This window comes from Nocardioides speluncae (assembly GCF_003121585.1).
Taxonomy (GTDB): domain Bacteria; phylum Actinomycetota; class Actinomycetes; order Propionibacteriales; family Nocardioidaceae; genus Nocardioides; species Nocardioides speluncae.
Genome location: NZ_QEOO01000017.1, coordinates 58,893 through 72,905, shown reverse-complemented (window position 1 = coordinate 72,905; position 14,013 = coordinate 58,893). Strand labels below are relative to the sequence as shown.

General features: G+C 69.5%; 12 protein-coding genes and 1 tRNA gene. 11 read left to right on the top strand and 2 right to left on the bottom strand.

Annotated features, from left to right (window positions below):
* The first annotated feature begins 203 nt into the window (after positions 1-203).
* Positions 204-1,175 carry an alpha/beta fold hydrolase gene (locus DDV73_RS10765; protein ID WP_109507243.1) on the top strand — a complete coding sequence of 324 codons (972 nt, stop codon included), beginning with the start codon at positions 204-206 and terminating at the stop codon, positions 1,173-1,175.
* Between the two features lie 322 nt (positions 1,176-1,497).
* On the opposite strand, the gene aceE is transcribed toward DDV73_RS10765, so the two are convergent.
* Positions 1,498-4,302: a pyruvate dehydrogenase (acetyl-transferring), homodimeric type gene (aceE, locus tag DDV73_RS10760; RefSeq protein ID WP_109507242.1), complete on the bottom strand. Its 2,805-nt coding sequence runs from the start codon at positions 4,300-4,302 to the stop codon at positions 1,498-1,500.
* 141 nt (positions 4,303-4,443) lie between these two features.
* On the opposite strand from aceE, the gene DDV73_RS10755 reads away from it, so the two are divergent.
* The 8 genes from DDV73_RS10755 (at position 4,444) to DDV73_RS10720 (ending at position 11,946) form a co-directional block, all read left to right on the top strand.
* Entirely contained in the window at positions 4,444-4,899 is a 456-nt protein-coding gene (locus DDV73_RS10755) for a DUF3052 domain-containing protein (RefSeq protein ID WP_240617232.1), read from the top strand.
* 11 nt (positions 4,900-4,910) lie between these two features.
* Positions 4,911-5,663, top strand: coding sequence for a helix-turn-helix domain-containing protein (locus DDV73_RS10750; protein WP_109507240.1), 753 nt, complete (start codon positions 4,911-4,913; stop codon positions 5,661-5,663).
* Positions 5,664-5,711: 48 nt separating this feature from the next.
* On the top strand, positions 5,712-7,331 hold the full coding sequence (locus tag DDV73_RS10745; RefSeq protein ID WP_109507239.1) for an AMP-binding protein: 1,620 nt from the start codon (positions 5,712-5,714) through the stop codon (positions 7,329-7,331).
* A 61-nt stretch (positions 7,332-7,392) separates the two neighbouring features.
* The gene (locus DDV73_RS10740; protein WP_109507238.1) at positions 7,393-7,857 is read left to right on the top strand and encodes a peroxiredoxin; all 465 of its coding nucleotides are present in this window, start codon (positions 7,393-7,395) and stop codon (positions 7,855-7,857) included.
* Between the two features lie 200 nt (positions 7,858-8,057).
* A tRNA-Val gene (locus DDV73_RS10735) sits at positions 8,058-8,133 on the top strand.
* Positions 8,134-8,225: 92 nt separating this feature from the next.
* Positions 8,226-8,918: a DNA alkylation repair protein gene (locus DDV73_RS10730; RefSeq protein WP_109507237.1), complete on the top strand. Its 693-nt coding sequence runs from the start codon at positions 8,226-8,228 to the stop codon at positions 8,916-8,918.
* 39 nt (positions 8,919-8,957) lie between these two features.
* A complete protein-coding gene (locus DDV73_RS10725) occupies positions 8,958-10,499 on the top strand; it encodes an AMP-binding protein (protein ID WP_109507236.1) in 1,542 nt (513 codons plus the stop codon).
* A gap of 13 nt (positions 10,500-10,512) precedes the next feature.
* Complete coding sequence (locus tag DDV73_RS10720) at positions 10,513-11,946, top strand: amidase (protein WP_240617231.1); 1,434 nt, start codon at positions 10,513-10,515, stop codon at positions 11,944-11,946.
* A 12-nt stretch (positions 11,947-11,958) separates the two neighbouring features.
* Here the strand turns inward: DDV73_RS10720 and DDV73_RS10715 are convergent, their stop codons facing one another.
* Positions 11,959-12,558 (bottom strand): hypothetical protein, encoded by a 600-nt coding sequence (locus DDV73_RS10715; protein ID WP_109507235.1) that lies wholly within the window; start codon positions 12,556-12,558, stop codon positions 11,959-11,961.
* 205 nt (positions 12,559-12,763) lie between these two features.
* Between DDV73_RS10715 and DDV73_RS10710 the strand changes: the two genes are divergently transcribed.
* Positions 12,764-13,132 carry a hypothetical protein gene (locus DDV73_RS10710; RefSeq protein ID WP_109507234.1) on the top strand — a complete coding sequence of 123 codons (369 nt, stop codon included), beginning with the start codon at positions 12,764-12,766 and terminating at the stop codon, positions 13,130-13,132.
* Positions 13,132-13,977, top strand: a complete 846-nt coding sequence (locus DDV73_RS10705) for a serine/threonine-protein kinase (protein ID WP_109507233.1) — start codon at positions 13,132-13,134, stop codon at positions 13,975-13,977. The genes DDV73_RS10710 and DDV73_RS10705 overlap by 1 nt, the downstream gene beginning before the upstream one ends.
* Positions 13,978-14,013: the final 36 nt, after the last annotated feature.

Sequence of the window (14,013 nt, the reverse complement as noted above, 5' to 3'; positions counted from 1 at the left end):
ACCCTCGAAGAACGTCCGGGGGTGACCACTAGTTGCCGCGGCCGATGGCCGGGCCGGCGTCCTCGGCCTGCCCGCCGAGCGCGGCCGTAACGACGCCAATCCCCAGTAAAACAAGGAGAAACTCTTCCTTCTGTGGGATTCGCGTGCTGCAATTGCGGGCCGGTTCGCAGTCAGTCCGACTGCCTTCAGACGGAAAGGCTCCGATGTCCGGAAAGCCGCCGCAGCTCCAGTTCGTCACGATCCACGGTCACCGCCGTGCCTTCGTCAAGGCCGGCCGCGGCCCCGCCGTACTCCTGCTGCACGGGCTGGGCTGCGACCACACGACCTGGGAGCCGGTGATCGCGTCGCTGGCGAGCCGCTACACCGTGATCGCCCCGGACCTGCTCGGGCACGGGCAGTCGGACAAGCCGCGCGCCGACTACAGCGTGGCCGGCTACGCCAACGGGATGCGGGACCTGCTGACGGTCCTCGGCGTCGACCGGGCCACCGTGGTCGGGCACAGCCTCGGCGGCGGCATCGCGATGCAGTTCGGCTACCAGTTCCCCGAGCGGACCGAACGGCTGGTCCTGGTCGCCGCGGGTGGGCTCGGGCCGCAGGTGACGCCGTTCATCCGGGTGATCGGGACGCCCGGCTTCCGCCAGCTCATGGGAGCGCTCACGCTGCCCGGACCGCGGCACCTCGGGGTGGCCGCGATGCGGGCGCTGGCCAACAGCGGCCTGGGCGTGGCCCGCGACCTGGACGAGGTCGCGGAGATCTTCGACTCGTTCAAGGACCCCGCCAAGCGCGAGGCGGTACGGCGCGTGGTCGGCGGCGTCGTCGACTGGTGCGGCCAGGTCGTGACCATGGCCGACCGGGCCTACCTGCTCGACCGGATGCCGATCGCGGTGGTGTGGGGGAGCGAGGACCTGGTCCTGCCCGCACACCACGCCGAGCAGGTCGCTGCGCTCGCCCCGCACGCCCGGGTCGAGGTGCTCCCGAACTCCGGCCACTTCCCGCACAAGGACCACCCCGAGCGCTTCGTGCACCTCGTCAACGAGTTCATGCGCGAGACCAAGCCGTGGGCCTACTCCCGCGCCCGCACCCGCTCGCTGCTGAAAGCCGGCGCGCCCGCTCCGCCGGTCTCTGCCGTCGAGACCGCCCAGGCATCGGTCATGCGCTTCGTGTCAGGCGCCTAACCCGGACCCTGGCGGAAGCGCCTCTCGTCATGCGGCCGCGCCGCGATGGGTGATTGGGCGTGCCGTAGGGGAACGTCATTTGGTGATACGCGCGTGTCCACAAAGATCGGACGGCTACGCCCGGTCTTTGTGGACACAGCTGGATCACTACCGTCGAGCAGGCCGTTGGCCTCGCGGGCGATCAGCCCTGTCGTCGGAATGCGCCGGGGGCGCTCACCATGCAGAGTCGTCGGCAGGCGGGTCGGGCGCGAACTGGCGGACTTTGCCATCCCTGAGCATCCAGAGCGACCCAACTCACGATGTCATCCCCTCACCGCTCGCGTCACGCGTCGCCGCCTTCCTGAGCGACTCCTCTCACAGCGGTGGCGTCGTCGATCTGGTACTTCTCGAAGGCGGCCTGGACGGTCTCGCGGGGCACCGAGCCGGCGTCGGCCAGGGCTTGCAGCGCCTGGACGACCACGCTCTGCGCGTCGATCTGGAAGAACCGGCGGGCGGCGGGGCGGGTGTCGGCGAAGCCGAAGCCGTCGGCACCGAGCACCCGGTAGTCGGCCGGCACCCAGCGCGCGATCTGGAGCGGTACGGCGCGCATGTAGTCCGACACCGCGACGACCGGACCCTCGACGCCGGCCAGCTTGTCGCTGACGTACGCCGTACGCGCGGGCTGGTCAGGGTGGAGCAGGTTCCACTGTTCGGCCGCGACCGCGTCCCGGGCCAGCTCGTTCCAGGAGGTGACCGACCAGGTGTCGGCGGCCACGCCCCAGTCGGAGGCGAGCAGCTGTGCGGCCTCGTCCACCCACGGGAACCCGACACCCGAGGCCAGCAGCTGCACCCGCGGCCCGTCGTGGTCGGACTTCGCGACCGGGTAAATGCCTCGGAGCAAGCCCTCGACGTCGACGTTCTCCGGCTCGGCGGGCTGGCTGACCGGCTCGTTGTAGACGGTGAGGTAGTAGATGACGTCCTCGCCGTGGGGGTGCTCCTCGGTCGCGCCGTACATCCGCTCCAGGCCGGCCTTCATGATGTGGCTGATCTCGTAGGCGAACGCCGGGTCGTAGTGGATGACGGCCGGGTTGGTGGCGGCGAGCAGCGGCGAGTGGCCGTCGGCGTGCTGCAGCCCTTCACCGGTCAGCGTGGTCCGGCCGGCGGTGGCGCCGATCAGGAAGCCGCGCGCGAGCTGGTCGGCCATCGCCCAGATCGAGTCGGCGGTCCGCTGGAACCCGAACATCGAGTAGAAGATGTAGAACGGGATCATGTGCTCGCCGTGCGTGGAGTACGACGAGCCCGCGGCGGTCGCGGAGGCGAGCGCGCCGGCCTCGGAGATGCCTTCGTGCAGCATCTGGCCCTGCGGCGACTCCTTGTAGGACAACAACAACTTCCGGTCGACCGCTTCGTACTGCTGACCGGACGGGTTGTAGACCTTCGCGCTCGGGAACATCGAGTCCATGCCGAAGGTGCGGTACTCGTCGGGCGCGATCGGCACGATCCGCTTGCCGATCTCCTTGTCCTTCATCCAGTCCTTGAGCAGCCGGACCAGCGCCTGCGTGGTCGCGACCTTGTTCTTGCCGCCGCCCTGCTTGAGCTCGGCGTACACCTTGTCGCCGGGCAGCTTCAGCGGCTTCGCGCGTACGACGCGGCGCGGCGCGGCTCCGCCGAGGGCCTGCCGGCGCTCCATCATGTACTCGATCTCGGGTGCCTTCGCGCCCGGGTGGAAGAACGGCGCCGCCCCGGTCTGCTCGTAGGCGAGTTCCAGGTCGCGGTCGCTGATCGGCAGGTAGAGCCGGTCGCGGAACCGCTTGAGGTCGTCCTTGGTGAGCTTCTTCATCTGGTGAGTGGCGTTCTTGCCTTCCAGCGCATCGATGGTCCAGCCCTTGATGGTCTTGGCCAGGATCACCGTCGGCTGCCCGACGTGGCGGGTCGCGGCGTCGAACGCGGCGTACACCTTGCGGTAGTCGTGGCCACCGCGGGGCAGCTTGCGGATCTGGTCGTCGGTCATGTGCTCGACCATCGCCTTGAGCCGCTGGTCGACGCCGAAGAAGTTCTCCCGGATGTAGCCGCCGGTCTCGACCGAGTAGGTCTGGAACTGGCCGTCCGGAGTGGTGTTCATCCGGTTGACGAGTACGCCGTCGACGTCGCGCGCGAGCAGCGCGTCCCACTCGCGGCCCCACACGACCTTGATCACGTTCCAGCCGGCGCCGCGGAAGTTCGCCTCCAGCTCCTGGATGATCTTGCCGTTGCCGGTGACCGGGCCGTCGAGCTGCTGCAGGTTGCAGTTGATCACCCAGGTGAGGTTGTCGAGCTCCTCACGGGCGGCGATCCGGATCGCGCCGAGCGACTCGGGCTCGGCCATCTCGCCGTCGCCGAGGAACGCCCACACCCGCTGCTGGCTGGTGTCCTTGATCTTGCGGTTCTGCAGGTAGCGGTTGAACCGCGCCTGGTAGATCGAGTTGATGCCGGTCAGGCCCATCGAGACCGTCGGGAACTCCCAGAAGTCCGGCATCAGCCGCGGGTGCGGGTACGACGGCAGGCCGGCGCCGACGCCGTGCTGGACCTCCTGACGGAACCGGTAGAGCTGCTCCTCGGTCAGCCGGCCCTCAAGGTACGCGCGGGCGTAGATGCCGGGGGAAGCATGGCCTTGGATGAAGATCTGGTCGCCGCCGCCCCCCGCCTGGTCCGACACAGTGTCCTTGCCGCGGAAGAAGTGGTTGAAGCCGACCTCGTAGAGGCTCGCGCTGGACTGGTACGTCGCGATGTGGCCGCCGACCTCCAGCCCCTTGCGGTTGGCGCTGGAGACCATCACCGCGGCGTTCCAGCGGATGAAGGCGCGGATCCGGCGCTCGGTGTCCTCGTCGCCGGGGAACCAGGGCTCGCGCTCCGACGGGATGGTGTTGATGTAGTCGGTGCTGCGCAGCGCCGGTACACCGACCTGCTTCTCGCGGGCCCGCTCCAGCAGCCGGAGCATCACGTAACGGGCGCGTGCCTGCCCTCGGTCGCCGATCAGTGAGTCGAACGAGTCGAGCCACTCCTGGGTCTCGTCGGGGTCGATGTCCGGCAGCTGCGTCGGCAGGCCCTCGTGGATCACCGGTGGGGTGCCGGGGCGTGTCGATGACTGGGCTGGCGTGTCCTTGCTCACCCCTGCATCGTGTCACTTTGCGATGACCCGGAAAAACTACCGTCCAGTACACCCTGTGGACACATGGTGTGCCGGGGTTGCATCGGGGATGGAACTCCGCTGGACTACTCCACACGTTTGCAGGACCGATTGGAGGAGTCAGTGAGTTCGACCGCGGGTGGCGGGTCCACCCAGACGAGTGGGTCACAGGGCGCTGAGGGGCAGAACCTCGGTGAACGACTGGGCTTCAAGCCGGGCATGGTTGTCCAGGAGCTCGGCTGGGACAACGACACTGACGATGTGCTTCGAGTGGCGATCGAGGACTGCATCGATGCAGACCTGGTCGACGGCGACTACGGCAACGTCGTCGACGCCGTACTGCTGTGGTACCGCGACGACGACGGCGATCTGGTCGACGGGCTCGTCGACGCGCTGACCGATCTGGTCGGCGGCGGCGCCATCTGGCTGCTGACGCCCAAGATCGGGCGCCCGCAGGCCGTTGAGCCCGCCGACATCGCGGAGGCGGCCCCGATCGCCGGGCTCTCACAGACCACGACGGCTGCGGTCAGCAAGGACTGGTCCGCCACGCGCCTGATCGCCCCGAAGACGCCCACCTGACCTGTGGTCACGTGACCACTGGCTGGGCCGGCGCAGCGCGCCTCCGACGCGGCCGACTGGTGTACGGCGGCGCCATCGGGTCGAACGCCGCGCATGCCCACCACTCGGTCCAGGTTGTCGCCGCACTGGAGGGCGAGCTGCAGCTCGCCGGCCCTACAGGCGACCCCTTCACCTGCCGGGCCGCGGTCATCCCGGCAGACGTCAGGCACCGGATCCTGCGCGGCGCGCCGGCGGGGGTGATGCTGCATCTCGACCCCAGGACGCCTGCCGGCCAGCGGATCTCGCCGACCGGTGACGACCCCAGGGAGTGGTGCGAGGCGGGGGAGCAGTGGCTGGGCAGTCTCCTGGCGGCTGACCACCTGACCGGTGATCCGTTCGCGGTCGCCGAGGCGGTGGACAGCCTGCTGGTGGGCGACGAGTCGGTGCCGGAGGCACATCCACGGCTGGCCCGGGTGCTGGCCGAGCTGCCGGGCATGGTCGAGCAGCGGACGGTCAGCCTCGCCGACGCGGCCAATGTCGCCGGACTCTCCGAGAGCCGGCTCGCGCACCTGTTCCACGACCGGGTCGGGATGCCGTTCCGGTCCTACGTGCTGTGGCTGAGGCTGGGCCGGGCGACCGAGCTGGTAGCCGCGGGAGCGTCCATCACCGACGCGGCCCACGGCGCGGGGTTCGCCGACGGTGCACACTTGAGCCGGGTCTGCCGGCGCATGTTCGGCATCGCTCCGAGCGACTTCACGCGCCGGATGACGTGGCCTACCGTGTAGCAACTTCGTTCAAGCGATCGAATCGGAGAGTCGGGACCCTTGGGAGCCATGAACACTGTCATCGATCGAGTTTCGACCAAGACGACCGGGATCCGGGTACTCGCCGCGTCCGGGGTGATCCGGCCCTACGGACCGCGCAAGCTGGTCCGGCTCGGCCGGACGGTCGCCCGGTGGGGCGTGGGACCGGCAGGCGGCTTCGCGAGCCTGGCCGTTCGCCACCCCGACCGGGTCGGGATCATCGACGAGCTGGGTTCGCTCACCTTCGGCGAGATCCACCAGCGCAGCAACGCGCTTGCCCACCAGCTGACGAAGCTCGGCGTCCGCGAGGGCGACGGGGTGGCGATCATGTGCCGCAACCACCGCGGCTTCCTCGACTCGAGCCTCGCCGCCGCCAAGCTCGGCGCCGACATCCTGTACCTCAACACCGCCTTCGCCGGGCCGCAGCTCACCGACGTGCTGGCCCGCGAGAAGCCCCGGGTGCTGGTGTACGACGAGGAGTTCGCAGGCCTGCTGTCGGGCAACGAGGTGGATGTCCGGGTGATCGGCTGGTCCGACGCTGAGGCCGCGGGCGACGTACCCACGATCGAGTCGCTGATCGCGGCCGGCCCGACCACCGACCTCGCGGCACCGGGCCGGAACAGCCGGATCGTGATCCTCACCTCCGGCACCACCGGTACGCCGAAGGGGGCGCCGCGCAGCGAGGCCGGCCTGGACGCGGCGGTCTCGCTGCTGTCCCGGATGCCGCTTCGGTTCGGCTGGAAGGTGCACATCGCGGCGCCGCTGTTCCACACCTGGGGACTGGCACACCTGCTGCTCGGGATGCTGCTCGGCTCGACCGTGGTGCTCCGCCGCCGCTTCGACCCCGAGGAGTGCCTGAGGACGGCGTCGACCGAGGGCTGCGACGCGATGGTGGTGATCCCGGTGATGCTGCAGCGGATCCTCCGGCTGCCCGCCGACACGCTCGACCGCTACGACCTGGACACGGTCAAGGTGGTGGCGTCGTCCGGCTCGGCGATGCCGGGCGACCTGCCCGTGGAGTGGATGGACCGGTTCGGCGACAACCTCTACAACATCTACGGCTCGACCGAGGTCGCCTACGCCACCATCGCGACTCCCGAGGACATGCGCGCCGCGCCGGGCACGGCCGGCAAGACCCCGCACGCGACCGTCGTCCGGATCCTGGATGCCGACGGCCGCGAGCTGCCGGTGGGGGAGACCGGCCGGATCTTCGTCGGCAACGGGCTGCTGTTCGAGGGCTACACCGGTGGCGGCTCCAAGGAGGTCATCGACGGCCTGATGTCGTCCGGCGACGTCGGCCGCTTCGACGCCGAGGGACGGCTCTTCGTGGAGGGCCGCGACGACGAGATGATCGTGTCCGGCGGCGAGAACGTCTTCCCGCGCGAGGTGGAGGACTGCCTGGTCAAGCACGATGCCGTGGTCGAGGCCGCGGCCATCGGCGTGGCCGACGACGAGTTCGGCGAGCGGCTGCGGGCGTTCGTCGTACGCGTGCCCGACCAGAAGGGCTCGGTCGTCGGGGAGGACGATCTCAAGGACTGGATCAAGGCCAACCTGGCCCGCTTCAAGGTGCCCCGCGAGTTCGTGTTCCTCGACGAGCTCCCGCGCAACGCCACCGGCAAAATCCTGAAACGCCAGCTTCGGGATCTGTAGTCGGTCTCGCGTCCTCGGCCCGGCCACCGGGACCGTCGGTGCCGGGTGCGAGGATGTGGCCGTGAGTGGCATCGAGATGGGCAAGATCGCGCCGGACTTCACCCTGCGCGACCAGTTCGGTCAGGACGTGACGCTGTCGGACTACCGCGGCCGCAAGGCGGTCGCGCTGTTCTTCTACCCGTACGCGTTCTCCGGCGTCTGCACCGGCGAGCTCTCGCAGATCCGCGAGCGGCTTGCGGAGTTCCTCACCTTCGACACCGAGGTGCTCGCGCTGTCGTGCGACCCGACCTACTCGATCCGCGCCTTCGCCGACCAGGACGGGCTCAACTTCCCGCTGCTGTCCGACTTCTGGCCCCACGGCGAGGTGGCCCGGATGTACGACGCCTTCGACGAGGAGCGCGGCTGCGCCCGGCGCTCGTCGTACATCCTGGACCGCGAGGGCGTGGTCCGCTGGAGCGTCCACAACGCGATGCCCCATGGCCGTGATCTTGAGGAACACCTCAAGCAACTGCGCATAGTGGCATAGACCGGACGCATGACATCTGACCGATTGCAAAATCTCCCGAGAATTTCTCGGAATCGCGGGACATCCGCGTGACCTTCACGCAATATTGACGTTGTCGCGACCGCTGGTGACCCGAGACGCCAGCGGTCGCGACCTGTCATTTTGGCCCGTATCACTTTGTGGTCAGGGCGCCCGCTCCCGTAGTCTGTGCCGCGCCTCTCGGGCGCATAGCTCAGCTGGTAGAGCGCTTCCCTTACAAGGAAGATGTCAGGGGTTCGAGTCCCTTTGCGCCCACCACCATGCCGACCCACCATTAGCTCGCGACACGCCGCCGTCGCGGCGTGTCGCGACGACAGTTGATGGTTAGGGCGGTGCCTCACACTGGCGGCATGCAGCCGAACACTGCGCTTGTCGCGCGAGTGCGCGCCGACCTGGCCGCGGCCGGCGACCCTGAGCGAGCGGCGGCTCAGCAGGCGTATATGAAGTCGGCGCTGCCGTACCACGGGATCGCCAGCACCGAGCTCAAGAAGCTGCTGCGGCCGATCCTCGCCGGCCATCGGATCGATGACCGGCAGGCCTGGGAGGCGACGGTCCGCGAGCTCTGGGACGGCGCCACGCACCGCGAGCAGCGGTACGCCGCAACGGCGCTGCTCGGCCACCGCTTCTACCGCGGCTGGCAGGACCCGGAGCTGCTCCCGATGCACCGCCACCTGATCGTCACGGGCGCCTGGTGGGACCACGTGGACGAGCTGGCGACGCGACACGTCGGGCCGATCCTGGCCGGCCACCGCGCCGAGGTGACGCCGCTGATGCGGGCCTGGTCGAGGACCGAGGACCTGTGGCTGCGGCGTACCGCGATCCTGTGTCAGCTCCACCACAAGGAGCAGACCGACCTCGATCTGCTTCGCGAAGCGATCGACGCCAATGTCGACGACAGGTCGTTCTGGATCCGCAAGGCGATCGGCTGGGCGCTGCGGCAGTACGCCCGTACTGACCCCGACTGGGTGCGATCCGAGGTGGCGCGGCACGGCGACCGCCTCTCGGGACTCTCTCGCCGAGAGGCCATGAAGCATCTGCAGTAATGGCTACGCTGGCGCGACAGCCGACGTGCAGGAGGCCAGATGTTCGTTCCGTTCAGTGTCAGCGACTTTCTCGACCGCGCCGTGACCGTGTACGGCGACCGCACCGGCGTCGTCGACGAGCCGGACCAGCCCGCCGCATCCCTCGGGACGCTGAGCTACCGAGAGATCGCGGCCAACGCAGCCCGGCAGGCGGCCAGGCTGGACGAGCTCGGGATCGGCGTCGGCGACCGGGTCGCGATCGTGTCCCACAACTCCGCACGGCTGCTGACCTCGTTCTTCGGCGTCGCGGGCTACGGCCGGGTGCTGGTGCCGGTGAACTTCCGGCTCCGCCCAGACGAGGTCTCCTACATCGTCGAGCACTCCGGTGCACGGGTGCTGCTGGTCGACCCCGAGGTCGACGAGGCGCTGGCCGGCGTCACCGCCGAGCATCGGTTCGTGCTCGGCAACGACGACGACCTGTACGCCGCCGAGGGGGCGCTGCCGACACTGTGGGAGCCGGACGAGTCCGCGACCGCCTGCATCAACTACACCAGCGGCACCACGGCGCGGCCCAAGGGTGTGCAGATCACCCACCGGAACATCTGGGTCAACGCGCTGACCATGGGCCTGCACCTCGGGGTGACCGACCGCGACGTCTACCTGCACACGCTGCCGATGTTCCACGCCAACGGATGGGGGATGCCGTTCGCGACGGCCGGGCTCGGCGTACCCCAGATCGTGCTGCGCAAGGTCGACGGCGCCGAGATCCTGCGCCGGGTCCAGGAGTACGGCGTGACCCTGCTCTGCGCCGCGCCCGCGGTCGTGGCCGCCGTACTCGACGCCGCGCAGACCTGGGACGGCGAGATCCCGGGCCGCGACCGGGTGCGGATCGTGGTCGCCGGCGCGCCGCCGCCCAGCAAGACCATCGCCCGGGTCGAGCGTGAGCTGGGCTGGGAGTTCATCCAGATCTACGGCCTCACCGAGACCTCGCCGCTGCTCACGGTCAACCGCTCCCGCAGCGAGTGGGACGACGACACCCCGGAGGAGCGGGCGGCGAAGCTGATGCGCGCCGGCGCCCCGGCGCTCGGCGTACGGCTGACGACCGGCGACGAGGGCGAGGTGCTGGCCCGCTCCAACGTGATCCTGGAGGGCTACTGGCAGCAGCCAGAGGAGACCGCGGCGGCGCTGGCCGACGACTGGTTCCACACCGGTGACGGCGGCCGGATCGGCGAGGACGGCTACCTCACGATCAGCGACCGGAAGAAGGACGTGATCATCACCGGAGGCGAGAACGTCTCCTCGATCGAGGTCGAGGACGTGCTGTTCTCGCACCCGGCCGTGGCCGAGGTGGCCGTGATCGGCGTACCAAGCGAGAAGTGGGGCGAGACGATCAAGGCTTTAGTCGTACTGACACCGGATACTGAGCCCTCGGCCGCCACCGAGGCGGAGCTGATCGGCTGGTGCAAGGAGAAGGCCGCCGGCTACAAGGCGCCCACGTCGATCGAGTTCCGCGACGAGCTGGCCCGGACCGCGACCGGCAAGCTGCAGAAGTTCAAGCTGCGGGCGCCGTACTGGGAAGGCCGCGACCGCCAGATCAACTGACGAGGAGTTCGACGTGGCGACGATCCCCAACCCCGGACCCGCTGCTCAGGGCGTCGCTGAGACGGCCCGGCGGACAACGCAAGGCGAGACCACGGCGTCGGCCGTGGTCGAGGAGACGCTTGCCTCGATCGCTGCCCAGGACGGTGGGCTCAACGCGTTCTCGGTCGTGCTCGCCGAGTCCGCGCGTGCCGAGGCCGCCGACCGGGACCGCGAGCATGCCAGCGGCGCGAAGCCCGGCCCGCTGCACGGCGTACCCATCGCCATCAAGGAAGAGGTCGACGTCGCGGGCTGCGTGACCACCTTCGGCGGCCGCGGCAACGAGACGCCCGCTGCCGCCGACGCAGAGCTCGTGCGTCGCCTGCGAGCGGCAGGCGCGGTGATCGTCGGCAAGACCGTGATGCCCGAGTTCGGCGCGTTTCCCTATACCGAGTCGGTCGCCCACGGGATCACCAGGAACCCGTGGGATCCGTCACGGACGCCGGGTGGATCGAGTGGCGGTACGGCGGTCGCTGTCGCGACCGGAATGGTGCCGGTGGGCATCGGTGGGGACGGCGGCGGCTCGATCCGCATCCCGGCCGCCTACTGCGGTCTGTTCGGCCTGAAACCGCAACGGGGCCGCGTCACCACCGCCCCGGCGCCGCATCTGTGGTGGGCACTCGGCGTTGCCGGACCTCTCACGCGGAGCGTGATCGACAGCGCGATCGTGTACGACGTGATCCGCGGCAACACCGAGACCGATCTCTATCGGGCGGGCGAGGCATCGTCGTTCGTCGAGGCTGCTCAGCGGGAGCCCGGCCGGCTCCGGATCGGCTGGTCGGCCAAGCCTGTCGCGCGCGGCGTACGACCGGGCCCGGTGGAGCTCGCGGCGCTCGACGAGACGACCCGCCTACTCAAAGACCTCGGCCACGAGGTTGTCGAAATCGACCCGGCCTATCCGGATCCGACGGCTGCCTTCATCCCGCAGTTCTTTGCCGGTATCCGCGCAGAGGCCGACGCTGTGGAGCATTACGACCGACTCGAGCGTCGGACCCGCGAGACCTATCGGCTGGGTACCTGGGTGCGGCCGCGGGTCCTCGAATGGGCCCTGCGCGAGACCGAGAAGGTCTCCATGAAGGCCAACCGGGTCTTCGACCGCTGCGATGTCGTGCTGGCACCGGCGACCGCGAACCGGCCGCCGGATGTCGGGATTCTGGACGGCGTCGGAACGGTGCGCGCCGCGCTTCGGGCGATGCCGGCGATCGCGTACAGCGCACTCTGGAACGTCGCGGGCAACCCGGCGGCTTCGCTGCCTGCGGGGATCGCCGACGACGGTCTACCCACCGCTGTCCAGATTGTCGGCCGCACCGACGACGAGGCGACCCTGTTCAGCCTGGCGGCGCAGGTCGAGCGGGCGCGTCCCTGGGCGCTGACGGCCACGCCGCGGTCGACGAGCCGGCGGAGACCCTAGCCGGCGGAGACCCTAGCCGGCGCGACGGCACCTGGCAGGGTTCCCGGGCAGCTCCACGTTGTCCCGCACGACCCTGCGCGTCACCCAGGTGTTGCGGGCCACCGTGAGGTTGCCGGCGTAGGAGTTCCTGACCACCCGCATCGAGCGCACGTCGTTGCCGACGACGCGGAGGTTGTTGCACGCCTTGTTGTCCCGGATCATCAGGATCCCGGTGTTGTTGCGGATGACGAGGTTGTTGGCGACCGACATCTCGCAGACCGCCACGTTGTGGGAGTCGCGGACCATGAGGTTCCGGCCGGCGACGGGGTCCACGCGGCAGCCGTCGGCGCCGATGGTGACCCGCTGGGTGACGTTGCGGATGTGGATGTTCCGGCGAACGGGCGTGTCGGTGATGCTGACTACCCTCGGCGCGCCGGTCGTGCGGACGTTGCCGGTGATCTGGGAGTTGGTGATCACGCAGCTGGCACCGTCCGGGATCACGACATGACGGAACGTCCGGTCGTGGTAGCTGCCGTCGCAGACGAGGTCGGCCGCGAGCGCCTGTGCGCGGACTGCCGGTCCCACCGCGGGCAGGAGCGCTCCGGCGAGGAGGAGGACGACGAGACGCTTCATAACGAGCCCCTTCCGCTATGGGCGATTTGCGTAGTTTCATCATGGCAGCACGCGTGCGCAGCGCGCACCGCTTTCGGCAAAGTCCGGTGCTCGGCGGCTCCTGAGAGATGTCTCATCCGCGACTCATGTAGGTCTCACGGCCGATGTGCAGGTTGGTCCCACGACAAAGATTCGGGCAACCCGCCCGGGAAAGTGGGACAGACCGATGAAAAAGCTTCTGCCGACCGCCCTGCTCGGTGTCACCGGCCTGGTCACCGTCGGCCTGCTGGCACTGCCGGCCACGACCGCGACCAACGCCGACGACCCGTTCGCTAAACGAGAGGAGGACGCGCCCGAGCTGGTACTCGTCGACGACGACGATGACGACGACACGAACTCTCCCTCCAACACGGGCAGCAGCCGGTCGCGGACCGACAACACCAACAGTGTCTTCACCAAGGTCAGCCGCGACCGTGACTTCAGCCGCGGCGACCGGACCAAGGACTGGACCCGCGACGGCAAGGACAGCCGCGTCAAGCGGGACTGGTCCAACCGCCAGACCAACGACCGTTCCCGCAACGACACCCGGCGCTGATGGCAACCGAGCACTCCGACAGCTGGTCGCTCCAGGAGGGCGACCAGCTCACCGCCGAGCTGACGGCCATGCGTCTGCTCGGCGGTGGGGAGGCTTACGAGGCCTATCTCGCGTTCGACGAGATCACCTTCTCGCCGGTGGTCGTCAAGGTGCTGCGGCCCAATCAGGTGTCGAGCAGGTCGAGCCGGCGCGGCCTGCGGCGGGAGGTGCGCGCGCTGGCGGCGGTGAACCACCCGGTGGTGGTCCGCGGGCTGCGCCATGAGTACGACGGCGCCCGCCCACACGTCGTACTCGAGCACATCGACGGGCCGCGCCTCTCGACGCTGATCCGCCGCTACGGGGCGCTGCAGCCGCAGCAGTACCTGCCGCTCGCCATCGACGTGGCCTCCGCCCTGCACTACCTGCGGCAGGTCGATTACGTGCACCTGGACATCAAGCCCAGCAACATCATCATGGGGGCGCCGGCCCGCCTGATCGACCTCTCGGTCGCGCGCACCACCGACGAGGCTCGCGAGCTGAGCTACCCGGTCGGTACCGACGCCTACATGGCCCCCGAGCAGTGCGCGCCTCCGGACACCGGCGTGCCCGGGCCGGCGAGCGACGTCTGGGGCCTCGGCGCCACGCTGTTCGAGGCGATCGCGGGCTACCGGGCGTTCGACGAGGGAGACACCACGGCGCCGTACGAACTGCCGGAGCAGGTACCCGGCGACGTCGCCAAGATCGTGTACGCGACGCTCGAGACCGAGCCGGGCAACCGGCCGCTGCCACGGGAGATCGCCGAGGGGCTCGAGCCGGCGCTGGCCCGGCAGCCCCGCGGTCGGCTCGCCGGGTTACGGGGTCGGTAGTGGGCACGCCCGGAAGTTCATCGGGGTGTGAGCGGC